The organism is Leptospirales bacterium, assembly GCA_019694655.1.
Classification (GTDB): Bacteria; Spirochaetota; Leptospiria; order Leptospirales; family Leptonemataceae; genus SSF53.
Window position 1 is genome coordinate 80,174 of sequence record JAIBBN010000009.1, and the last position, 22,441, is coordinate 102,614.

Annotated in this window: 21 protein-coding genes, 1 tRNA gene and 1 other RNA gene; 14 read left to right on the top strand and 9 right to left on the bottom strand. The window is 59.3% G+C overall.

Annotation, left to right across the window (positions count from 1 at the left end; all coding sequences use genetic code 11):
* Positions 1 to 32: 32 nt before the first annotated feature.
* Both K1X75_12910 and K1X75_12915 read right to left on the bottom strand, forming a co-directional pair.
* Positions 33 to 1,268 (bottom strand): glycosyltransferase, encoded by a 1,236-nt coding sequence (locus K1X75_12910; protein MBX7058960.1) that lies wholly within the window; start codon positions 1,266 to 1,268, stop codon positions 33 to 35.
* Positions 1,265 to 1,708 carry a hypothetical protein gene (locus tag K1X75_12915; protein MBX7058961.1) on the bottom strand — a complete coding sequence of 148 codons (444 nt, stop codon included), beginning with the start codon at positions 1,706 to 1,708 and terminating at the stop codon, positions 1,265 to 1,267. Before K1X75_12915 ends, K1X75_12910 begins: the two co-directional genes overlap by 4 nt.
* A 168-nt stretch (positions 1,709 to 1,876) precedes the next feature.
* On the opposite strand from K1X75_12915, the gene tpx reads away from it, so the two are divergent.
* The 10 genes from tpx to K1X75_12965 all read left to right on the top strand — a co-directional run bounded on the left by tpx (position 1,877) and on the right by K1X75_12965 (position 11,486).
* Positions 1,877 to 2,389 carry a thiol peroxidase gene (gene tpx / locus K1X75_12920; protein MBX7058962.1) on the top strand — a complete coding sequence of 171 codons (513 nt, stop codon included), beginning with the start codon at positions 1,877 to 1,879 and terminating at the stop codon, positions 2,387 to 2,389.
* A 26-nt stretch (positions 2,390 to 2,415) separates the two neighbouring features.
* On the top strand, positions 2,416 to 3,006 hold the full coding sequence (locus K1X75_12925; GenBank protein ID MBX7058963.1) for a hypothetical protein: 591 nt from the start codon (positions 2,416 to 2,418) through the stop codon (positions 3,004 to 3,006).
* 23 nt (positions 3,007 to 3,029) lie between these two features.
* On the top strand, positions 3,030 to 4,493 hold the full coding sequence (locus tag K1X75_12930) for a UDP-N-acetylmuramate--alanine ligase (GenBank protein ID MBX7058964.1): 1,464 nt from the start codon (positions 3,030 to 3,032) through the stop codon (positions 4,491 to 4,493).
* Positions 4,494 to 4,597: 104 nt separating this feature from the next.
* On the top strand, positions 4,598 to 5,206 hold the full coding sequence (locus K1X75_12935) for a hypothetical protein (GenBank protein MBX7058965.1): 609 nt from the start codon (positions 4,598 to 4,600) through the stop codon (positions 5,204 to 5,206).
* Positions 5,207 to 5,224: 18 nt separating this feature from the next.
* A complete protein-coding gene (locus K1X75_12940; protein MBX7058966.1) occupies positions 5,225 to 5,644 on the top strand; it encodes a hypothetical protein in 420 nt (139 codons plus the stop codon).
* A 44-nt stretch (positions 5,645 to 5,688) separates the two neighbouring features.
* Entirely contained in the window at positions 5,689 to 6,303 is a 615-nt protein-coding gene (locus K1X75_12945) for a uracil-DNA glycosylase (GenBank protein MBX7058967.1), read from the top strand.
* 25 nt (positions 6,304 to 6,328) lie between these two features.
* Complete coding sequence (locus tag K1X75_12950; protein ID MBX7058968.1) at positions 6,329 to 7,348, top strand: hypothetical protein; 1,020 nt, start codon at positions 6,329 to 6,331, stop codon at positions 7,346 to 7,348.
* A gap of 58 nt (positions 7,349 to 7,406) precedes the next feature.
* Complete coding sequence (gene purB / locus K1X75_12955) at positions 7,407 to 8,711, top strand: adenylosuccinate lyase (GenBank protein ID MBX7058969.1); 1,305 nt, start codon at positions 7,407 to 7,409, stop codon at positions 8,709 to 8,711.
* Positions 8,712 to 8,840: 129 nt separating this feature from the next.
* Complete coding sequence (locus tag K1X75_12960; protein MBX7058970.1) at positions 8,841 to 10,781, top strand: AMP-binding protein; 1,941 nt, start codon at positions 8,841 to 8,843, stop codon at positions 10,779 to 10,781.
* A 24-nt stretch (positions 10,782 to 10,805) separates the two neighbouring features.
* Entirely contained in the window at positions 10,806 to 11,486 is a 681-nt protein-coding gene (locus tag K1X75_12965) for a response regulator transcription factor (protein MBX7058971.1), read from the top strand.
* A gap of 26 nt (positions 11,487 to 11,512) precedes the next feature.
* On the opposite strand, the gene K1X75_12970 is transcribed toward K1X75_12965, so the two are convergent.
* The 4 genes from K1X75_12970 to K1X75_12985 all read right to left on the bottom strand — a co-directional run bounded on the left by K1X75_12970 (position 11,513) and on the right by K1X75_12985 (position 17,691).
* Positions 11,513 to 14,479: a PAS domain S-box protein gene (locus K1X75_12970; GenBank protein MBX7058972.1), complete on the bottom strand. Its 2,967-nt coding sequence runs from the start codon at positions 14,477 to 14,479 to the stop codon at positions 11,513 to 11,515.
* A gap of 191 nt (positions 14,480 to 14,670) precedes the next feature.
* The gene (locus K1X75_12975; protein ID MBX7058973.1) at positions 14,671 to 15,900 is read right to left on the bottom strand and encodes an acyl-CoA dehydrogenase family protein; all 1,230 of its coding nucleotides are present in this window, start codon (positions 15,898 to 15,900) and stop codon (positions 14,671 to 14,673) included.
* A 13-nt stretch (positions 15,901 to 15,913) separates the two neighbouring features.
* Positions 15,914 to 17,059, bottom strand: a complete 1,146-nt coding sequence (locus K1X75_12980; GenBank protein ID MBX7058974.1) for an acyl-CoA dehydrogenase family protein — start codon at positions 17,057 to 17,059, stop codon at positions 15,914 to 15,916.
* Positions 17,056 to 17,691, bottom strand: a complete 636-nt coding sequence (locus K1X75_12985; protein ID MBX7058975.1) for a TetR/AcrR family transcriptional regulator — start codon at positions 17,689 to 17,691, stop codon at positions 17,056 to 17,058. Before K1X75_12985 ends, K1X75_12980 begins: the two co-directional genes overlap by 4 nt.
* A 104-nt stretch (positions 17,692 to 17,795) precedes the next feature.
* Between K1X75_12985 and K1X75_12990 the strand changes: the two genes are divergently transcribed.
* A complete protein-coding gene (locus K1X75_12990) occupies positions 17,796 to 18,125 on the top strand; it encodes a DUF971 domain-containing protein (GenBank protein ID MBX7058976.1) in 330 nt (109 codons plus the stop codon).
* A gap of 49 nt (positions 18,126 to 18,174) precedes the next feature.
* The gene (locus K1X75_12995) at positions 18,175 to 18,582 is read left to right on the top strand and encodes a hypothetical protein (protein MBX7058977.1); all 408 of its coding nucleotides are present in this window, start codon (positions 18,175 to 18,177) and stop codon (positions 18,580 to 18,582) included.
* Between the two features lie 59 nt (positions 18,583 to 18,641).
* Here K1X75_12995 and K1X75_13000 read toward each other — a convergent pair.
* From K1X75_13000 to K1X75_13010, 3 genes are all read right to left on the bottom strand, one after another.
* Positions 18,642 to 18,715 (bottom strand) — tRNA-Arg (locus K1X75_13000).
* 79 nt (positions 18,716 to 18,794) lie between these two features.
* Positions 18,795 to 18,971 (bottom strand): hypothetical protein, encoded by a 177-nt coding sequence (locus K1X75_13005; protein ID MBX7058978.1) that lies wholly within the window; start codon positions 18,969 to 18,971, stop codon positions 18,795 to 18,797.
* Positions 18,972 to 19,041: 70 nt separating this feature from the next.
* Entirely contained in the window at positions 19,042 to 20,823 is a 1,782-nt protein-coding gene (locus K1X75_13010; protein MBX7058979.1) for a hypothetical protein, read from the bottom strand.
* A gap of 102 nt (positions 20,824 to 20,925) precedes the next feature.
* Here K1X75_13010 and K1X75_13015 point away from each other — a divergent pair, with 102 nt between their 5' ends.
* Both K1X75_13015 and ssrA read left to right on the top strand, forming a co-directional pair.
* Complete coding sequence (locus K1X75_13015; protein ID MBX7058980.1) at positions 20,926 to 22,026, top strand: NAD-binding protein; 1,101 nt, start codon at positions 20,926 to 20,928, stop codon at positions 22,024 to 22,026.
* 69 nt (positions 22,027 to 22,095) lie between these two features.
* Positions 22,096 to 22,441: a transfer-messenger RNA gene (gene ssrA, locus K1X75_13020) on the top strand.

A 22,441-nucleotide genomic window follows, 5' to 3' on the forward strand; every position in this document is an offset into this window, starting at 1 on the left:
TCGCCGCCGCCGCTTGGAGCGGGCGAGGGCATTCAGGCGTGGAGTTTTCGCTCCGCTACCAGTCGGTAGACGGTCTCCAGTTTGTCCGCGCATTTGTTGATTTCGTGTTCGCTGGCAATTTCCAGGCTGCGCTCGGAAAAACGGCGGAACATGGCCGCGTCGCTGACCAGTTCGATGGCGCGCTCGGCCATGCGAATGTGATCAAAGGGCTCCACTATGAAGCCGTTGCGGTTGTCATGAATCAGCTCTGGCAACGCGAAGGCGTCGACGCCAATGCAGGGTAGGCCGCAGGCCATAGATTCGAGAACAACCAATCCTTGCGTTTCCATGGTTGAGGCCGTGATCTGTACGTCATATTGCGGGTAAAGATCGGGCAAGTCCTCGTGCTTTACGAATCCGTGAAAGCGAACATGGCCGGCGATGTCGAGGTGGTTGGCTTCAATCTTAAGCGAGGTTATGGCCGGTCCGTCGCCAACTATGTCCAGAGTGGCATCCGGAATTTTCTCGCGCACCAGGGCAAAAGCCTTCAACACCACCTCGCAGTTTTTTTCATAGGAAATGCGGCCCACGTGCAGGAAGCGAGGCGGGCTGGCCGGACGATCCTTTACCGAGCCGCGGAATTTGGTCAGGTCCATGCCATTGGAGACGACTTCAACCGGCTTGCGCAGCCCGGACTCGATCAACTCCTCGCGAATCAGGTGGCTGGGGCTGATGACCAGTTCGCATTGATCGTACATGCGGTTGACCAGGTTCATGATGATTCGCTTTTTGAGGCTCTTGGCTTCCTTGCGCTCTACTTTGTCCAAACGCTTCTTCACTTTCTTATTCGAAGTGAAGTAATTCAACAAGGTATCTACTTTGAGCAATCGATAAAGCGATACATAGGTTTCTTGTTCGGAGACCAGGGTGTGGTAGGTCCCGATTAGCGGCACGCCATACATGCGCGCCGCCAGCACGCCATACTGGCCCAGCAGGCCGGGCGATTGTATGTGGATTAAGTCCGCCCTGGGTTCGGTCATTGCCTTGCGGATTTTCTTCTGCGAAGGCAGGACCACCTTGATTTCGGGATAAGAAGGCAGCGGCGCATTCTTGAAGCGCAGGATCTCAACGCCCGACGGCGGCGAAATGGATTCCGTTGCCTCGTACTCCGGCGCGCAGATTGTCACATGGTGGCCGCGGGCCGCAAGCAGGCGCGAGAAATTACTGACCGAAATGCCGACGCCATCGATCTTGGGGAGGTAGGTATCTGTAAAGATTACGATATTCATGGGCTGCTCTCCTGGGCTGGGCTTTCCGCAGGCGCTTCAATGGGCCGCAGTTCATCTTTGAAAGACTGACGCAGGGGTTCCAGATCGTTGCGCAAGCTGTCAACATAGAACCAGCGAGTATAGCCAGTACAACCGTAGTAAAGCGCAAGCGACAGGATGGAAGCGTAAGCGCTCATGCGCAGGGAGCGCATAGCGCGACGCGTCCCCCCATGGCTGCGCAGGAATTCGCGCGTGAAACGGCCAGGCAATCGGGCGGCAGGATCGGCGGCCTCGCCTTGCGCCCGCGGATAGAGCGCCACCACCAGCGCCGCCAGCAAGGCTGTCAGCGCCGCCAGAGTTAAGACGGTCGTAAGCAGCAGCGGCACAAAGGCCAGGGTCAGCGAAAGAATCGCGACAGGCTGCAGCAGAAAGGCGGACCAATCGAAGAGAAAGCGCCGCATCGTTGCCTACAGCCGCCGGTCAGCCGGTCGAGCTGCAACCGTTTTCAGATCGCTGGCGGTAAATTACGTGACAGCGCAATTGCCCGGAAATCGCATCTCCTGAGACAGGTCCCCGCCCCTTCGGCGGGAGCGGGCGGCAGGGCCGCCTCTCAATCAGGAGTTTGAAGCATGGCTACAGTGACCCATAAAGGCGCAACCCTGCGGTTGGAAGGCGATTTGCCTGCCGTCGGTCAGAATGCCCCCGACTTTAAGGTCGTTCGTGATGATTTGAGCGAGGTCTCGCTAAAGGATTTCAACGGCAAGGTGAAGGTGCTGGTCGCTGTGCCCAGCCTGGATACTCCCGTCTGCGCCAAAGAAACCCGCGAATTCAATGCGCGCGCTTCGGCGCTCAAGGATACAGCGGTCATCGTCGTTTCTGGCGATCTGCCGTTCGCCATGAAGCGTTTCTGTTCGACGGAGGGTCTGGCGAATGTCACTCCTGGCTCGCAGTTTCGAGACGCCGCATTTTCGCGAAGCTACGGCACTTTGATAGCTGAAGGCGGACTGCGCGGACTCTCAGCGCGCGCTGTGTTTGTCGTCGATAAGAATGATCGACTGAGCTACGTCGAGTTGGTCCCCGATATTGCGCAAGAGCCAAATTACGAGCAGGCGCTCAAGGCGGCGGCCTCCGCGGCCGGCTGATTGCGCTGCTCTGGCAACCGATCGCCATGCAGCTAGCCGCGGCAGTTGAGCATCTGCGCCGCATCTTCGCCGATCCAAACACGGCGGCGCTGGAGCTGATTGCCGCTGTCGCGCCGCGCGCTCGAGAGATGATCTGGCGCTGGCACCTGCCGCTCCTATTGCTAACAACGATTGCGGCAATCCTCTCGCCACTGAGCTGGATCTTTTCCGGCGGCCCTGGTTGGAAAATGGCCCTGGCGCCTGCTCTAACTGCCTGTGGGGCGATGCTGGCGTCTATGGCCTTCGATCGTCTTTTGCTCTACGGCCAGCATCCTGTCCTGGAAAACCTGGACCAGCCGCCGATCGAGAATGTTGCACTGTATCTTCAATTGCCAGCCCTCTCTTTGGGGCTGCTGGCTGTGGTCCATCCTTTGCTGGGTTTGATGGGCGTTGTGGCTGGCGCCGCCTACTGCCTCTGGCTGGCGGTTGGCGTTCTGGGGAGATTGTACCACCGTAGCGCCGCGCGCATTTTGACCTCGCTGATTGGCGCGCTGGTCTTGCTGATGTTGCCATTACTTTTGTTTCTGTTGCTGACCAATCTGATCAGCGCCGTGCGCCTCTGGCGTGCGTTCAGTTGAGCTAGCGGATTGGGGGGAGAAACATGCGCATCCATCTGATAGGCATTGGCGGCGTGGCAATGGGCAATCTGGCCGCCATGCTGCGCGATCTGGGACATCAGGTCAGCGGATCGGACAAGGCGCTGTACCCGCCGATGTCCGATCGGCTCAAGGATTGGAAGATCGAGGCGCGCCCCTTTGGCGAGTCCAACCTGAAGGGCGCCGAGCTGGTAGTGGTTGGCAATGCCGTCTCTCGCGGCAATATCGAGGTAGAGACCATGCTCAATCTGGGGCTGCCCTATTTGAGCATGCCCCAGGCCTTGCGCGAGTTCGCCCTCAAGGACAAGCAGGTGGTGGTCATTGCCGGAACGCATGGCAAGACCACGACTACCTTCCTGGTCGATCATGTGCTGGCTCATGGCAAGGAAGGCAAGCCCGGACTATTTGCCGGAGGCGTTCGCGCCGATGGCATGGATGGGTTTCGCATCTCGCCGCGCTCGCCGTACTTTGTGATCGAGGGCGATGAATACGACACCGCCTTTTTTGACAGAGGTCCGAAATTTCTGCACTATCGACCGCGCTTCCTGGCGCTTACAGCCATCGAGTATGACCACGCTGACATCTATCCCGATGAAGCGTCCTATATGCAGAGTTACCAGCGTCTGCTGCGCCTGATTCCGTCGCAAGGTCTGGTGGTGGCCTGCGCCAGCGATGCCGGCGTGCGCGCCGCGCTGGATCACTATGATCTGGCGCCCGTCGAGTGGTACGCATCCAAAGAATTTGCGGCGCTCAAGCAAAAGCTATCGCCCCATGGAAAGGTGCAGACCTTCACCCGCGTCGGTCGCAGCGTCTCCTTTGATTTTCCGGGCCGCCTGGAGCGCTTTGCCCTGATTGGCGCTCACAACACCGGCAATGCTCTGGCTGCGGCCCTGATCGGCCGGCAGGTTGGAGTCCCCCAGGAGAAGATTCGTGAAGCGCTGGTCAGTTTTCCGGGAGTCCTGCGCCGTCAGCAAGTGCGTGTGGAGACCGATCGCAGCAAGGGCGCCGGAGGGCCGGTCACCTTTATAGAAGACTTCGCTCATCATCCCACGGCGGTCGCGGCAACCATCGCCGCCTTGCGCGAGGCCTATCCCGGTCGCCGCGTCCACGCGCTCTTTGAGCCGCGCAGCGCCTCCAGTCATCGGTCTGTGTTTCACAAGCAATATGCAACTGCCTTTGCTCAGGCCGATTCCGCCTACCTCTGCGATGTCTTCGATCGCAACAAGGTCGAGGCCGGCCTGCGTCTGGACGTAAAGAAATTGGTCGCCGATATCAAGACGCAGTCGGCAAAGCGCGGCAAGGCGGCGCGCGGTTTTGAGGCGCAGTTTGCCCGCGATCCTGATGCGCTGGTCGAGGTCTTTCGCAAGCGCTTCAAGCCATCCGCAGATGGCGATGTGGTTGTGGCGATGTCCAACGGGGCCTTTGGCGGCATCTACAAGAAGGTCGACGAGTTCATTCGCGGCGTTTAGCCAGGGCAGGGCTAGGTTGCGGCGCCTAGCTGCAAGCGCTGGCTGCAGGAAAGGTTCGCCGCGCATTGGTTGACCGGTCTTGCGGGAGGCGCTACGATCGGCAGGTGAATCGATTCCGACGCAATCGCACTCTGCTCCTGATTCAGTCGACGACGGCTGCGCTGCTGATGCTCCTGCCACTGGCCTGTGTCAGCAACGCCGAGCGCCAGCGCGCTATGGACAACATGGCAGCACTGGAAGCAAGGCTTGAGGAGCGCAGTACAGAGCGCGATCAGGCCCGACAGGAGCGCGACCGCCTGGCCGAAAAGGAAATGGCAATGCGCAGCACAGACGCGCAGCAGCAGATGCAGATCAAGTCTCTGCAGTCGGAGATCCGGGGACTGAAGGCGCGCATCGCACAGCTTGGCCAGCAGCTGCAGCGGGCCCGGGCCGCCAGTCGACGCGCCACAACTTCTGCGCCCACGGCCGCCCGCGGAACGCCGACGGCGTCGTCGCCGGCTGCATCCGCGTCGGCTTCAGTTGCGGACCGCAACACTGTAGAGCAATTGCGCCGCGATCTCGGCGGGGATATCCGCGTGGAACGCATCGACGGTCAGCTGCGCATTACGATCGAAAATCGAAGAGTCGTACTCTTGGTGGAGGATCAAGCGGCAAACGGACGCGGCGCCGCAGCTGAAGGAATGGCCGCCGACGGGCCGGACCTGCGCCGTTAGCGCGGGGCGGAGAGTGCGGTGCGCGACTACATATTGCACTTGATTGAACAATTTGTGATCGCTCTGGCGCGAGCGATGGGACTGCTGCGCGATGGCGATCAGCTGCAGGCCCGGATGGCGCTGGAAAACATGTACCGTCAGTACCTTGGACTGCCGCCGGAAACGGTGCAGGCGCTCGGCCTGGGGCCCCTGCTGGCATTGATCAGCGCCGACCCCGATCGCTTTGCAGAGCGCGCCTATATGCTTTCCGGCATGCTGCGCCTGCATGCCCTGCTGCTTGGGCCGTCCGGCGCCGCCTGCAATCTGATGGAGCGTGCGCTGGAGGTCGCCAAAGAGGGAGAGGCTCGAGGAGGCGATTCCTGGCGGGAGCGTTTCCAGGAGATGGAACCGGGGATGCGCGAGGAACTGGCCGCGCTGCAGTCGACAACACAAAAATAGCTTGGACCTTGAGCTGCGCGGGAAGGCTCTGCAACCTGGTCGAAATGAGCGAAGCTGGAAAAGAAAAGCTGCAAATGCTTTCGGCCTTACAGGCCGAGGTTGCGCAATGTCGTAAGTGTCAGCTCTGCGAGACGCGGACCCAGACAGTGTTTGGCGAGGGCGATGCCAATTCGGCGATTCTTTTTGTGGGCGAGGGTCCAGGCCGTCAGGAAGATTTAAGCGGGCGTCCCTTTGTCGGCCGCGCTGGCGAATTGCTAACGCGCATTATTGAGCAGGGGATGGGCGTCCCGCGGCAGACGGTCTACATTGCAAATATTGTCAAATGTCGACCGACAGTGGATATGAAGTTCGAAAAGGATCGGGCCCCCGCCGCTGATGAAACCGCCGCTTGCGCGCCCTACCTGGATCGTCAGATTGCCATCATCAAACCGCGCGCCATCGTCGCCCTGGGCGGCCCATCAGCAAAGCATCTGCTGGCGACCGATGTTGGCATCACGCGTTTGCGCGGACACTGGGGCGAGCGGCAGGGCACGCCAGTCATGCCCACCTTCCACCCCAGCTACGTCTTACGCAATGGCGGCGATCGATCGCCCTTGCGTCGCGAAGTCTGGGAAGACATCAAGCTGGTGATGCGTCGCGTTGGCTGGGAGACGCCCTGAAGCGTCGATTTCCGAGTAAGCGATCGTGCCCTACCAATTGTTCAGTGAAGACGATCGCCAGGCTGTCTTGCGCCGTGAAGCGCTGTACATGCGACAGGCATGGGCGGCGCGGATACTTTCGGCGCTGGCCCTGGCCGGCTCGGCGCTCTGGATCGTAGCTGACAATTGGCCGGCGGCGGCTTTGACGCCGCTGGCCATGGCTCTGGCATTGGCGGCGGCGGCGCGCATCCTGCGCCGGCAGACGCAGGCGATACCGGACTTACTGAGTTTTGATTTTGGCGAGGGACAGCTTCGCTTTCGCCAGGGCGCCAGGCGTCTGGATCTTGGGGCCGCGCAGGTTGCTGGCATTGGCGTCCAGCCCCTCGGTCGCGGACGCTCAGCCGCCAGCCTGCTGCTAAGAGATGGCAGCGTCATTGTGCTGCAACGACCCGGTAGCTTGCGGCGCGCCGAAGCCTTTGCTGCTTGCCTCGACCGCTGTCTGCAACGGATGCGCAGACGTTCGCAGTCGACGCCCGATCTGGACGAGAGCGTGGTCGAGAGTCGCCACGGCGAGGGCTGGCGCTGGCAGTGGCGCAACACGGATGCTGGTAGTTTGCTATGGCTGGCCCTTTTCCTGGCAGCGATGGCGCTGGCGGCATGCGGACCCCTGAGCGAACTGTTTTCGAAAAGCAGGCTGCAAGACGCCGGCCTCATGGTCTGGATCTCTACGGCAGTGGCGCTGATCCTCGCAGTTCTGGCGACGGTATCGCTCTTTGCGGCGATGCGCCGTTGGCGTCGGGCTTCGACATTGCAACTTGAGCAGGGCCGGCTGTCGCTGGAGGGCTACAGCATGGAGCGCCGCTCAATGCGGGCGATGAAGCTCTATCTGCGTCTGGATCAGGAACCGGCCTTGATTCTGTTCCGAGAAGCTGGCGATCTTGAAGGCGCGCTGGCTCTGCGCGGCAAGCACGTGCTTCGTCTTGGCGGCCTGTCGCTCCTGGCCGCCTTGAGTCTCTACTTCCGGCTGCAGCGCGTTCTGGGCCTGTCCGCTAGCGAACGCGATTGACCCGAGGCGCCGGCGCACGCCAGTGGAACTGCGCCTTTCGTCGCTGCAGGAACCAGATATGATCGATCGCTACTCCAATCCAGAAATTGCCCGTCTCTGGGAACTGGAATACAAGTTTCAGGTCTGGGTTGAAATCGAGCTGGCGGTCTGCGAGGCCTGGCAGCGACGCGGCGTGATCAGCGCCGAAGATCTTGCCGCAATTCAAAAGGGAGCGCGCTTTCAGCTGCCGCGCATCCTGGAAATCGAAGCCGAGGTGCAGCACGATGTAATTGCCTTCCTGACCAATTTGCGCGAAAACATTGGACCGGCCGGCCGTTTTGTGCACTACGGTCTGACCAGTTCCGACGTCGGCGACACGGCGCTTTGTGTTCAGATGATGCGTTCCGCGCAAATTCTGGAACAACGTTTGCAGTCTCTGATCGAGGCGGTGCGCCTGCAGGCCATTCGCCACAAAGATCAAACGATGATTGGTCGTACGCACGGCATCCATGGCGAGCCGACGACGCTGGGGTTGAAGTTTGCCTACTTTTACGCGGAGCTGCAGCGCGATCTGGCCAGATTGCAGCGGGCGCGCGAAGAAATTTCTGTCGGCAAACTTTCCGGCGCTGTCGGAACATTTTCCAATATCGATCCGGATGTTGAGGCCGAGGTCTGCGCAGCGCTTGGCCTGAAGCCGGATCCGATCAGCACTCAGGTAATCAATCGCGACCGCCATGCGATGTTCATGGCCGTGCTGGGGGTTATCGCCGGCGGCCTGGAAAGGATGGCCCAGGAGATTCGACTGCTGCAGAAATCCGAAGGCCGGGAGCTTGAGGAGCCTTTTGCCAGCGGTCAAAAAGGGTCGAGCGCCATGCCGCACAAGCGCAATCCGGTAATCTGCGAACGAATCTGCGGCCTGGCGCGCGTGATTCAGTCCAATGTGCAAGCCGCCTACCGTGATATGCCGCTGTGGCACGAGCGAGATATCTCACACTCCTCTGCCGAGCGGGTAATCCTGCCGGACAGCATCATTGCCCTGGAATACATCCTTGGCAAGATGCACTACGTCATTGCCAACCTGCATGTGTATCCAGAAAATATGCAGCGTGTACTCAACCACACGCGCGGACTGCTCTTTTCTCAAAAGTTGTTGCTGCGACTGATTGACCTGGGCCTGGAACGCGAACAGGCCTACCAGTGTGTGCAGTCCGCGTCGATGGATGTATGGGCCGATCCCGGCCTGACACTGCGCGATCGTATCCAGCGTGATGCGGTCGCCGGCCCCCTGCTGGATAAGACCGCACTTGATGAGCTGTTTCAAATTGGCCCCTATTTGCGCAATGTGGACGCCATTTTCCATCGGCTTGGCCTGATTCAGGCCTGAAGCGGCCGCGGCGGCGGAGGTCAATGGTCGCTGCCAGGGGCCTGGTATTCTTGCCAATGGCAGACGCCTGCGGACCGGACTTCCGTCTTTAGTTGACCCCCGGCGGGCAGCCGGCGGAGGCTCCGCTGCATGGAGAAAGAGTCGCTTTACCACCTGGTGCGCGATACGGTGGCAACCTTTGCTGAGCGTCCAATCTACTGGGTAAAGCCGGACGGGCAGAATTTTCAAGCTGTCTCCTACTTCGGCTGGCGGGCCGACATGAAGCGCTTTAGCGCTTTCCTGCTGCACAAGTTAAATCTGCAGCACGGCGAGCCGGTCGCTTTACTCTGCGACAATCGCTACGAATGGAATCTGATTTGCCTGGGGATTGATACCGTTGGCGGCGTGGACGTGCCGCGCGGATGCGACGCAACCGCCGGCGATATCAAATACATCCTGAATCACACCGAAAGCGCCATTGTAGTCGTTGAGCATGAGCGAATGTTCAGGCAAATCCTGGATCTGCTTTCAGAACTGCCGCATGTAAAGCATATCCTTTCCATCGAACCGCCGGAGCGACACAAGAAGCTGGAAGACAGCAAGCAAAAGCTGGGCAAGGTCAAGCTGCACTTCATGACCGACGCCCTGGCAATTGGCGAAGAGTTGATCGAGCAGCACGGCGAGAGTCTGCTGAAGAAACGCGGCGAGCAGATTCGTCCGCATGATCTGGCCACCATTATCTACACCAGCGGCACTACCGGCTCGCCCAAAGGCGTAATGCTTGATCACCGCGCCTTCTGCTGGGAGGTCTCGCAGGTTCAGACTGCCACGCCGCTGGAGGAACGCGACCGCGTAGTGATATTCTTGCCGCCCTGGCACATTGCTGAGCGCCTGCTGGAGCTGACGCTGCTGGCCTGTGGCGCAAGCATGGCGCCTTCTTCAGTCATCCATCTGGCTCACGACCTGGCGGCCATCAAGCCGACCGCTCTGGTATCGGTGCCGCGCGTCTGGGAGGGCCTTTACAAGCGCGTTTTTGACAACGTACGCAAAGCGGACGAGAAGAAGCAGCGACTCTTCAATTTTGCGCTGGATGTGGCCCTGACTTACACCGACGCCCTGGATACGCTGCTCGATCGTTTTGCCGAGACCGAAGAGGAAAAGCCTGTCGATCGAGCGTTGCGCAAAGGAATTGCCATTGGACTCTTGATTCCCTATTCGGTACTGAACATCGTCGCCCAGTTGATCCTCAAGAAGGTGCGCGAGACGCTGGGCGGACGCATTCGCTTTGCCATTTCCGGCGCCGGTGCAATCCCGGAACATGTTGCCGTCTTCTTCCGCGCCGTTGGCATACCGATTCTCGACGGTTATGGAATGACCGAGACAACCGGCGTGGCGGCGCTTGGCGAACTTCCCTGGCCCAAGCGCGGAGCGGTAGGCAAACCTCTGCCCGGAGTGCAAATTCAGTTGCGCGATGAAACGGGCCGCGTTGTAGCCCGGCCTGGCGTCAAAGGCATCCTCTGGCATAAAGGACCGCACGTGATGAAGGGCTACTTCAAGGCCCCGGACAAGACGGCCGAAGTTATGAAGGACGGATGGTTGAATTCAGGGGACGTCTTCATGTGGACCCAGAGCGGCGAGGTCAAGTTCGCCGGTCGCGCCAAGGATACCATTGTGCTTGCTGGCGGAGAAAATGTGGAGCCGGGTCCAATTGAGATGAAGCTGCTGGAGAGCGATTTTATCGGTCATTGCATGGTGATCGGTCAGGATCGCAAAACCCTTGGCGCATTGATTGTACCCAACTGGGATCGGGTGGCCGAACGATTGAAAGAGCAGGGCAAGAGTCCGCCGGAGGATCGCGGTCAGTGGGCCCACAACGCCGATATCAAGCGTCTTTTTGCGGAAGTGGTCAAAGAGAAGGTCTCAGCGCAAAGCGGCTTTAAGGCCTTTGAACGTCTTTCGGGTATTTCCATTCTCCACCGCGATTTCGAGAAGGGCAGGGAAATGACCGAGACAATGAAGGTAAAAAGAAACGTGGTTCAGGACCTCTACCACAAGGAAATTGACGCCATATACAGCCACGAATCCGATTGATTTGTTCCGGGTTGGCAGGGATAGATGACTCAGGTCGTGACCCAGGAAAAGAAAAAGGTCCTGATAGTTGAAGACCATCCCTTGATGGTCGAGGGGCTGACGATTGCCATCAACCGCACGCCGGACCTTGGAGTCTGCGGCAGCGCCGAGACAATAGCCGAGGCGCTAAAGAAAATTGAGAGCGCAGCCCCAGATGTCCTGATACTCGACCTCAATCTGAAAAGCGAAGAAAACGGACTGCAATCGATCAGCAAGCTGCGCGAGCTACATCCCGCACTGCCGATTCTGGTGCATTCGATGCACACCGAGCATACTTATATCGAGCGCTCGCTCAATGCCGGGGCGCGCGGCTATGTCAACAAGCGCGAAGGCAATGAGGCCCTGCTGGCTGCCATTCGAAAGGCGCTCAAGAATGAGACCTATTTGAATCCCGAAAATGCCAGTCGCATTGTCGATCGTCTCTTTCAGGGACAGCCGGAAACGCGGCGCGAGCCGGTACAGAATCTTTCCAATCGCGAGCTTGAAATTTTCGAAATGATCGGCCGCGGATCAAGCACCAGAGAAATAGCGCAAGCTTTAGCGCTCAGCGTGTCGACGATCGAAACGCATCGCGCTAATATCAAAAGCAAGCTGAAACTACAGAGTAACAGTCAGCTGGTCAAGGCTGCAGTGGAGTGGGTGCTGCGCTCCTCTGGCAGCGCCTGAAGCAGCCTACGGCCCCGGGCGCCTGATCATGCTGGCCTGATCTCAAGGCCGTGCGTCGCTTCGGCATTTTCAGGTTCGAGGATATCGGGAGCGGTCGGCAGAAGCGGAACGCTTAAATAGACGACCACGCCGCGTTCCGGACGCGACCAGATACGCGTTCGTCCGCCAAGCAGTGCAATGCGCTCGCGCATAAATCCAAGACCGCTGCCGCCCTGTGGCCGCCGTGCTGGGGCCGCAAAACCTGCGCCGTTGTCGCAGACCAGCCCCACCAGCCGATTGCGATACAGATGCAGCCGTACCCGGCACAAACTGGCTGCCGAATACTTTAGCGCATTGCTCAGCGCCTCTTGCATGACTCGAAAAACTGAAATTTCAACGACCTCTTCAAAACGCTGTTCCGGCATGTCCTCGGCCGCTTCGACCTGCAATCCGGCAATGGCTGTAATCTGCGCCGCCATTTGCCGCAATGCTGCGGCCAGACCAAAGCCCTGTAATGTGGCAGGCGTCAGAAGCTGAGCGATGTTATGAATTTCGTCGATAGTATCGAGGACGATCTGGCGGATGCGATCGAGCGCTTCGGAGGCCTCGCCCCTTTGATCATCGGCAATCATGCTTCGCGCGTTTTCGACGCCCAGCAGCGTCGCCGATACCATCTGGCCGACGCCGTCATGCAGCTCGCGCGCAAAGCGTCGCCGTTCTTCTTCCTGTCCCTGCAGTAGCAAACGCGAGCGTTCCTGCTGGCGCCGGCTCGCTGCGGCCTGCTGCTTCAGCCGAAATGCCTCAGCACGGCGCTCGCTGGCTACCTGCGCCGTAACGTCTCGGAGAAAGTAGGATCCAGCTACCGCCTCTTGATTCTGGCCGTAGATGGCCTGGCAGGAAAAATCATAGTAGTGCGCTCGACCGTGGCGGTCTATCAATTCGACGCGCCGACTGTAGGCGCGCTCTTGGTTTACGGCGGTAATGATCTGCGTCCAGATCTGTCGATCGGCGGAGGCCGGCAGCGTTTCCAGAAAACTCTGTCCCGCGGCAACGCTGATGCCGTAGATATTCCTGACGAAGTCGGATAGTTTCTGGTTAAACGAGAGCAGTTTGCCCTGCGCATCCAGCGAAAAGATTGGATCGCCGGCGCTTTCAAATATTGCGGCGAGCTGGCCGCGTTGCTCGGCCACCAGCTGTTCATTGCGGATCCGCTCCGTAACGTCCAGTATAACGCTGTCCCAGCGCAGCGCCCCATTGGATTCGCGGCGCGGCTGGGCGCGGACTTGCAGCCAGCGCCAGCTGCCATTGCGATGTTGCACGCGCACAATTTCCTCAAGAATTCGTAAATCCCCGGGGCAATCCTTCATTCCCAGCGCAGGAGACTGGCGATCCTCGGGGTGCAATCCAGCAAAGGAAAGTTGTGGATGACTCATGATCTCTTCGGTTGAATAGCCGAGCAGGTCTTCGATGGAGTTGCTCAAGTAACGGTACTGTATGGCGCCATCGGCAGTGCGGACGTAGCGTGCGATTGCGCCGCCAGGAATATTATTGGCGATCGAACTGATCAAGTATTCGGTCTCTCTTAGCTGTTCCTCATGTTTGATACGATCCGTAATATCGGCCATCACGCCAAACAATCGTTCTGGTTCCTCAAGCGGATTGCGGTAGAGGCGACCGGAAGCTTCCATCCAGCGCAGGGCGCCATCCGGCCGGCGCGTGCGAAATTTTACGGAGTATGCGCCGGCCGGATCCAGAAAACAACGTTGGATTGCTTCAGGTATGGCCGGCCTGTCGTCGGCAAAAACATGATGTATGAATGCTTCATAACTGCCGCCAAAGGCCGCCATCGGCACGCCAAAGAGGGCGGCAACCTCGGCGCTCCAATCGACGCGGTTGCTTGCGACGTGCCAGACCCAGGCGCCAAGATTCGAGGAACTCAATGCAATCCGCAACAGCGCCTCGCGGTCGGCCAGTTCGCGCAATGTCGACTCGCGATCACGCTGGCGTTCCTCCAGGGCGGCGGCCATGCGATTGAAAGCCAAACCGAGATCTCGCACTTCGTGCGTGTGTGAATCGATCGACGCACGGGCGCGATGCTGGCCTTCGCCAAAGCGACGCATTGCATCGACCAGATGTTCCAGAGGGCGTAGAAACTGGCGGTCTCCAGAGATGAACAGTGCAGCGCCGGCGAAAAAGGCAAGGGCTACAACAGCCATCAATGCCAGGCGCAACCAGCGAGTCGAGGCGCCAATTGCCGCATCCGGATAAACTACAGCTACGGTCCAGCCGCCTGGATAGACTGGTTGCCGATATCCGCTGTAGCTTTCGCCGGAAGAGCGAAATCCGATCCAGCCGCCTTCCTCGCCTGGCAAACCCTGCGCTGCCAGTTCTCTGGCTTGAAAGCGATTGCCGCCGCCCACGTAGGCGCCGTGGCGGTCCATCAACAAGGCCAGTCCGCCATGAGAGATGGAAAGCGCCTCCACAGCGTTTTGCAGCTCCTCGCGAAACACGGTGCCGCCTACGACGCCGCGCAAACTCCCGGCAGGATCGCGGACCGGAACCATGAACAAGGCCACGCTCCGTCCAGAGATCCGACTTTCGTAAAAGTCGCTGATTTCCGGTTTGCCGGTGCGAAATTGTCGAGCAATGGGCATGTCGCCCATATTTACCCGGCTGCCGTCAGGCCTTGTTACCATGCCATCCAGATTGGCGAAGGCCAGATAGGAGAGGTCGTCGCTAATTCGCCGCTGCTCGTGTTGCAAGCTCACAGCAAGCGCATTGGCGGGAAGTTTGGAAAGCTCCGGCGAACGTGCGATTGTCTCTAGAATCGCAAGACGCTCCTCGAAGCGCGCGCCCAGCAAATGGGCGCTCAAACGCGCCTCGCTTTGAGCGGAATCCTCAAATTGGGCGCGCAGCTGCCGCTGAGCAAAAAAGTGAATGGCCAGCAGTCCAAGGACGGCCATCGGAACGATTGCCACTGCCGCGGTGATAAGCTGGCGATGAAACAGGCGCATGACTCTACAGGCCTTCTCAGACTTGCAGCCTGGCAATCGCCTGCAAACATAAATAGCGGCCGCCACGATGGCGCCCAAAAAAGAGTCAGGGCCGTTGACTGCCTTAAAAGAGACTTGCCTGATTGAGTGCTGCTTGAGGCGCAGGATCTAACGGCTGCCGATGGTGCCGGGCGGGAAAGCCAATCGTAGCTTTATCGCAGCCGACGCAATTCGGCGCGGGCGATGATCTGTTTCTGGATCTCGGAAGCGCCGCCGCCAATCTCGGCCAGCTTCACGTCGCGGTACAGCCGGGCTACAGGATACTCCTCCATGTAGCCGGCGCCGCCGTGGATTTGCAGCGCCATATTGGCGCACTCGCGAGCGTAGGTGGAAGCAAGCAACTTGACCTCCGCCGAGCGAGCGGCCAGCTCGATGCCCACGCCGTTGTGTTGACGCTGTCGTCCGCGGCGTCTGCTTGAACTGCCTTCTTCACCCTCGCCTGTTGCCTCGCGCTCTTGATCGTAGAGCCAGGCCGTTTCCATTAAGAGCAGCCAGGCCGCATCGCGGCGCGTAAGCATATCTGCAAGCATGAAGCCAACCAGCTGGTGCTTCTGCAGGGGGCGGCCAAAGGATTTGCGTTCGCGAGCGTAACGACGCGCGGCCGTGAGACAGGCCTCAATGGCGCCAACGGAATAGGCGGCAAGGGCCAGGCGTTCTTTATTGAAGGCTTCCATAGTAATCCGAAAGCCGCGACCAACGCCGCCCATGATATTTTCGCGCTTCAATCGCACATCCTCGAAGAAAAGTTCGCCCGTAGGCGAGGCGCGAAAGCCAAGCTTCTCCATGGGCTTGCCGCGACTGACGCCGGCGGCGTGCAAGTCCACAATCCAGTGCGTCAAACCCAGATCGCGGCCATCCTCGCTGAAGGTGCGAGCAAGCGTCAAAGCGTAGTCGGCAAGCGGCGCATTGGTGATGTAGGTCTTCTGTCCGTTCAGCAGAAATTCGTCGCCGCGCTGCCGAACGTTACAGCGCAAAGCCGAAACGTCCGAGCCGGCGCCCGGTTCGGTCACAGCAAGGCAGCCAATTTCATTGCCGGCAATCAGCTCCGGCAGGTGTTGCTGGCGCTGCAAATCGCTGCCGTGAATGGCAATCGGACCGCCAAACAGGCTGACCGAGGCGCCCACCGAAAGAAAGCTGGAACCGCAAGCCTCGCCCAGCGCCACGTGCGCCAGGGTGTTCAACAGATAACTGGCGCCGTCGCCGCCGTACTTAGCTGGCAAGCCAAGGCCATTGTATCCAGCGCGTCCCAGCTCCTGCCAGCGTTCGCGCGGCAACATTCCGGCGGCGTCCATCGCGGCCGCTGTGGGCGCGATCTTACGCTGACAGAACTCCCGGAAGCTATCATAAAACTCTTGTTCTTCGCTATTCAGTTCCAGATCCATGTGCGACTCCGGACTAGAGATTGGCGGCAATGATCGAGCGCATCACCTCGCTGGTGCCGGCGCCCAGCGTGCCAAGGCGCGCATCGCGGTAAAAGCGCTCTACCGGATACTCGTGCATGAAGCTGTAGCCTCCAAAAATTTGACCCATCTCGTAGCCGATTTCGATCATCGCTTCCGTAGCGTGGAGTTTTGCCGCCGACGATTCGATGGGCGCCGCCTCGCCGCGGTCCTCTTTCAAGGCGCTGCGGAAAAGCAACAGGCGACTGGCATCGAGCTTCATCCGCGCTCGAGCAATCTTGTCCTGAATGGCCTGAAAATTTGCAATCGGCTGACCGAATTGATGTCGTTCCCGCGCGTAGCGCAATGCGCTGTCCATGGCTGCCATGGCGCCGCCCACGCCGCCAGCAACGAGAACGGTGCGTTCCCATTCGAGCGTCGCCCTGCCAACGCGGGCAAAACCGCTGTTCTCGACGCTTACCAGATTCTCCTCCGGGACCTCGCAATCTTCGAAAATGAGCTCGGAAGTGAGGCTGGTGCGCATACCCAGCTTTTTGAGCCTTCGACCGACGCGAAAGCCCGGAAAATTCTTCTCCACCAGAAAGACGGATATCCCCATGGCCCCGCGCTTCTTGTTGGTTACGGCCATGACCGTAAAGAGATCGCCAATCGGTCCGTTGGTGATAAACATCTTCGAACCATTTAATATATAACGATCTCCTCGCTTTTCCGCCCGGGTTTCCATGCTGCCGGCAGCGTCGGAACCGGCGCCTGGCTCGGTGAGGCCGAGACCGGCGGTCCATTCGCCGCTGGACAGTAGCGGCAGGTAGCGCCGCTTCTGATCCTCCGTACCACACAGTGCAATGGGCATGCCGCCAATGATCGTGTGCGCGCCCCAGGCGAGGGTCAAACCGCCGTCGCTGCTGCCATGAGCAAAGGCCTCGGTAGCTGCGGTGGTAGCAAGGCAACTGGCGCCCTGGCCGCCGTACTCTGCCGGAAAGCTCAGCCCCAGAAGACCCATCTCGCCCATTTTGCGCCATAGCTGCGGGTCCCAGCGCTCCTCGGTATCGCGCTCTTCGGCGCTGGGAGCTACATGTTGCCGGGCAAAATCGAATACGGCCTCGCGAAACTCAAGTACGTCCGCTGGCATGGCGAAGTTCATACGACTCTCCCAAAACTTCCGGAATGGAGAAAGGTGCGCATGCGTCGCTTTACGCCCTTGACATAGCGTGCGTCTACTTTGCGACCATCGCTGTAGACGCCGCTGGAAAGCATTGTCAGCGTTGTGTCTACGGCGCCAAAAAAAGCAAAACTCAAGAAGCGTGGATCGGCATCCGCCGGCAATTCGCCGCGTTCAATGGACGCCTGAAAAATCTCCTCGATCATTTCAACGATGCGTCGTACCAGCTCAAAGTGCGGCAGTTCTTTGAAATTTCGAGCGCGCACCACCTCCTGCACCAGCAGCCGAATCAAATCTGGCCGGGCAATCAAGGTATCGAGCATGTAATCGCTGATTTGCGTCAGCTTTTCGACGCCCGACAACTCCTGCTGCCGGATGCGGCGGATACGATCGCCAAAGCGCTGCCAGAGACTTTCCACGATATGGGAAAAGATCCGCTCCTTGGAACCGAAGTAGTGGTAGACCAGGCCGTAGGCGACGCCAGCGCGCTCGGCAATGTCCGCAATGCGCGTGCCGTGGTAGCCCTTCTCGGCAATGACAGTAATGGCCGAGGACAGAATGTGCTCCTGACGATTGGCCTTGCGCTGTGCACGCAGTGCGCCATTTCGATTCATGCGTGAGGCCTCTCCTCTTGAGCGCCGCTGCAAGCGGGCGCTACAGGGCTCAGGTATTGATTGACAAGTCAGTCAATTTTGGTCAAGCGCAAAGCGAGAGTAGAATGCTATCAACCCTTCCCGATCAGATCGATTTTGATGCTCAGGACCTGCACATCCGCTGGAAGGATGGCAAGGAGTGTCGGCTTGGGCTTTTGGCCTTGCGTCGCAATTGCCCCTGTGCCGTCTGCCGCGGCGGACATGAGGCCGATGCGCGTCCCACAACCGGCGGGATTGAATCGATTGCCTTGCTTTCCTGGAAGAAAGTGGGTCGCTATGCCCTGCAACTGAACTGGTCGGACGGCCACGACACGGGCATCTATACCTACGATCATTTGCGCGAGCGCTGCAACGAAAAGCCCCAGAAAATTCCGAGGCCGCCCCCTTTTTTTTGATCAGACAGGCGCCAAATCTCGTATTTGATCTGGAGGTCTCTTAAAGGATATGAGGCATATTCAACGAATTTCGCTGTTTTTGGCTTTGCTGGCTGCGTCAGTCACCGCCGGCTGTGCATCGGCCCGGATGGTTTCCGTTCAGCCGGGCGCGGGCGGCACGATAGGCATCGGCGGAGGATTCCTGCAGCGCGATGACGCGCGCGCCAATGCCAATGCAATGATGGCGACGAACTGTGGAAACAAATCGCCGCGCATCGTCAGCGAAGGTGAAGTAGTCGTTGGTCAGACAAGCAGCGGCTCCAGCCAGACCAGCGGGCAATCCACAACCAACGCGGCAGGCGTCCGGGTTGGCAATGTGGGCGTCGGTCAACGCCGCACCGACAGTCAAAGTCAAACCGTGAGCAATTTGACCACTCGGGATATTACCGAATGGCGCATCGACTACGTGTGCGAATAGGGCTCAATGCCGGCGGTCTCGCATGAGGCCGCCTGAATTGAGGCCTTTGCGCAGTTTTGTGCGCCCAGAAGGATTCGAACCTCCGACCCCTTGGTTCGTAGCCAAGTACTCTATCCAGCTGAGCTATGGGCGCTTTCTGGAGACCGGATACCGTGTATTCCCAGGCGGCGCCACGGTCAACTGAAAGTAGAAGCGGCGCCCGCCTCAAGGATCTACCAGAAGGCCTCAACTGCCAGCGCAACGACGCGGTAGCGCTGGCCAACCGTGTAATTTGCAAGGAAATGAAAAGCGGAGACTTCTAAACGCATTTGTAAGTTCAGGTAGGGAATTGCCGATTGTGCATAGATGTCGCTGCGGCTGATCACCTGAAAGGGAGGTTCAGCGCCCAATCCCGAATAGCTGCTCTGAAAGGCAGGCGCAACCGCCTGAATGATTGGCCGCGCGCTGCAAGCGCCAGGCTCAATAAAAAAACAGCGCGTCGCTGCCGCGCGCATCCTGCCAGCAACTGCGGTAGCGTTCCAGAAATGGATCCTGTTCCCATCTGGCAGCCAGCGGCAGGAGCTGTTCGATGGTTTGACCGTAGCGCAGCTCCAGGCGTTTGACGATGCTGCTGCCTTCCTGTTTCAAGAGCAAGAGCTGCTGCAGGCGCTGCACAGGCCGGTCCAGTCTGGCCAGGATTTCCGGATCAAGGCTCAGCACGATGCCCAGGTCGGTGCGCATGGCGCGATCGTAGTGCGGTTCTCCGCTGGAACAAAACAACATCCCGCGTCGCAATACATGTTCGCGGTCCAGGTAGTGCTCATGTCCCGGTCGCCAGCGAACCAGAACCGGCGACAGCGCAACGTCGCGATTGGGCAGGGCCTGCTCATCCAGAATGTAGACGCGAGGACCGGCGGCGACTCCCGAGTATCCCAGGCCAATACCGCGCAGGCAGTGCGCCTGTGCCTGACTGTTAGCAATGTGCAGGGGACGGAGGTCCAGGCACTCTGCAAGACGACGATAGCGATCGCCTGTCAAACCCCAGGCGTGGCGCTGCCCAAAGAAGAGCGAGAGCGGCGAGGCGCCGGAGGCTTCAAAGAAATAGCGACGCTCATCGGCGATTCCGCCGCGCGTTAAGGGTTGGGGCCAGAGGCTCAGCGCAGTCAGCGCTAAAAGGCCCGCCCAGCGCAGCGCTGCTGTCGTGCGCTGGGCCAGCATGCCTTCCAGCCAATTGCGGAGCGATTGTAACGGAGCAATCGCCGGCGTCGCCTGGAGCCAGCGCTCAGCAAGGACGGACAGAATGAAAATTTGCGGTAAAAAGAAACGGTAGGCCATAAAATCGCCGCCCACTCGTACGATGTACCAAGCGGAAAGCGCCGCGGCGCCGGCCTCGCGCAGATTGGCCAGCGAACGCTGGGGTCCAAGCTCTCGCCGCCACCGATGCCAGAGCGTTGGCAGGAAGGCCGCCGGCCCGAGCAGCCAGAGAATCGGCGCCCCCGAAAGCGTGGCGTAGAGGTACTGCAGTCCCTGGCGGTAGTAAGGTTGCAAACCGGACTTCGCATAGTATGTATTCGGAAATAGATCGTGATAATAGAGAAAGCGAAACAGGTGATAGGGGGCTACCGTAAGCAGCAGACCAGCGGCCCAGAATATCGCTGGCGTCAGTCGCAGTTGCCAGCGTCCTTGCCAGTCGCGTTGCAGCGCTTCCACCGCCGCGAATCCCGAGTAGTAGAGGCCAAGCAGCGCCAGTTCCGGTCGGCACAGGTAGATCAGTCCCAGCAGTACGGCATTTTGGAGAGGATGATCCAGCAGTCGACCGCGGTAGGCGTTCCTGAGAAAAAGCGCCAGCAACACAAAGAGCAGCGAGTACTCCATCCCCGCGGTGGCAAAATCGCGAAATCCTGAAATCCCGGCCAGGGCCAGGGCCGCAAGCGGCAGGCGGCCGGCGGATAGAGCCGGGCGGGCCAGCAGCGCCAGGGCGCAGCCGCTGCATAACAGTCCGATCACAATGGCGCCGCTGTGCAGCGGCAAGCCGGCGCCCTTCAACAATACCAGGCACATCATCCAGAGCGGATGGGTAAAGGACTCGATGTTCTCTCCGGGGTTGTAAACCAGGCCCAGGCCGCGATAGAGATTCTCCACCGAGCGAAAAGTGATGTAGGCGTCCTCTGTCACCCAGACTCGGGAAGCTATGCTGTAGACCAGAAAAAGTAGACAAAGCGCGGCAAAGATGCGCTGCTCTCGCGGCTGCTGGGAAATCATCGCGGCTCCATGGTCAGCGGGCTCGCTCCGGGCGATGACGACGACTACAATATTGTAAGATGCAGGAGACCTTCGCTTGCCTCTGGCAACGGGAATCGCGGAATGCTGCAGGCGTCCAATGTGGGGCGCTTTGCCGGGGCGATGATCAAGACAAATGGAAACGTTGGTTTACTGCGCCGCTGGCGTCTGCCGCTGCGGGGGGCCTGGCGTCTGATCCGCGATAGCGGACTCAGCCTGGCAAGGCCGACCTTCTTTCTTTGCTTCTTGCTGGCCGGCGGCGTCAGCGGCTACCATCTGATCGAGGGCTGGACGCTGTTTGATTCTCTGTATATGACGGTGATTTCGGTGAGCACCGTTGGCTTTGGCGAGATACATCCGCTCTCCAATCACGGACGAATGTTTACCATGTCGCTCATTTTGGGCGGCGTACTCTTTTATGGTCTGGCTCTGGACGGGGTGCTAAAGGCCTTTGTCGGCGCTCGCTTTCGCACATTCTTTGAGGAAGTCCGCATGCAAGAAAGCATCAGCAGATTGAAGAATCACTTTATCATTTGTGGCGGAGGCCGTATGGCGGAAGCGATGGCCCGCGAGCTTGATCGCTCAGGCGTTCCTTTTGTGGTCCTCGATCCAAACCCGGATTCCGCAGTCCAGCTGCTGCGTTCGGCTGGCAAAGTTGAGTGGTTGGTCCTGCTGCTGGATGCCTTGCAGGAGGAGTCTTTGCTTGCCGCGCGCATTGAACAATGCCGCGGCCTGGCAGCTGTGCTTCCTACTGATGCCGACAATCTTTTCGTTGTGCTATCGGCAAGGCGCCTGAATCCCTCAATTCGCATTGAGACGCGCATTGCCAGAGAAAGCACGCGCCCAAAAATGCTGCAGGCCGGGGCTGACCGGGTGCTGTCGCCGTACTCCACGGCCGGATTGCATATGGCGCGCAGCCTCCTGCATCCGGAGGTAGACGAGTTTCTGGAAGTGATCTTGAAGCGGGCGCATTACGAATTCGAGATGAAAATCCATACGCTGCGCGCCGGCGATCCGCTGCTGGGCGCAACCCTGGCAAATACCGACTTTCGCGAGCGAGGCTACCTGGCCGTGGGCATTCGAACGGTTGGCGGTCGAATGATCTTTGCGCCCCACGGCGATACGGTGCTTGGTGAAAATATGGAGATTCTGCTGCTTGGCCCGGGCCAGGAAAACGAGCTCTGAGCTACAACCCAGCAATCGAAAAAATCCTTGCTTCCATTCGATTTGTATGCTTTATTTGTGTTTGAATACGGGGACGAAACGGTTTCGACTGCTGTGATCCGTAGTCAGGGGCGCATGCCGAGTTGAGGAACTCGTAAAAACCTCAACCTTTAACTGCCAACAACGAACTGGCACTGGCTGCTTAATAAGCTTCCAGCGCTCTTGATCGCCTCCCCCTCGGGGCGGTCGTAGAGCGTCAAACTTCGGGGGGCGCTGCGGAATGGCGCGAATCGCATTCCGAGTAAGCCTTTGGTTCGCAAAGCGTCGCTCGTCGCGCCGACGGGTAAGGGCGACGCTCTAAACTCCGCCGGCTAAGCATGTAGTGGTTCTGGTTGCGCACCGTAGGACGCGGGTTCGACTCCCGCCGTCTCCATAG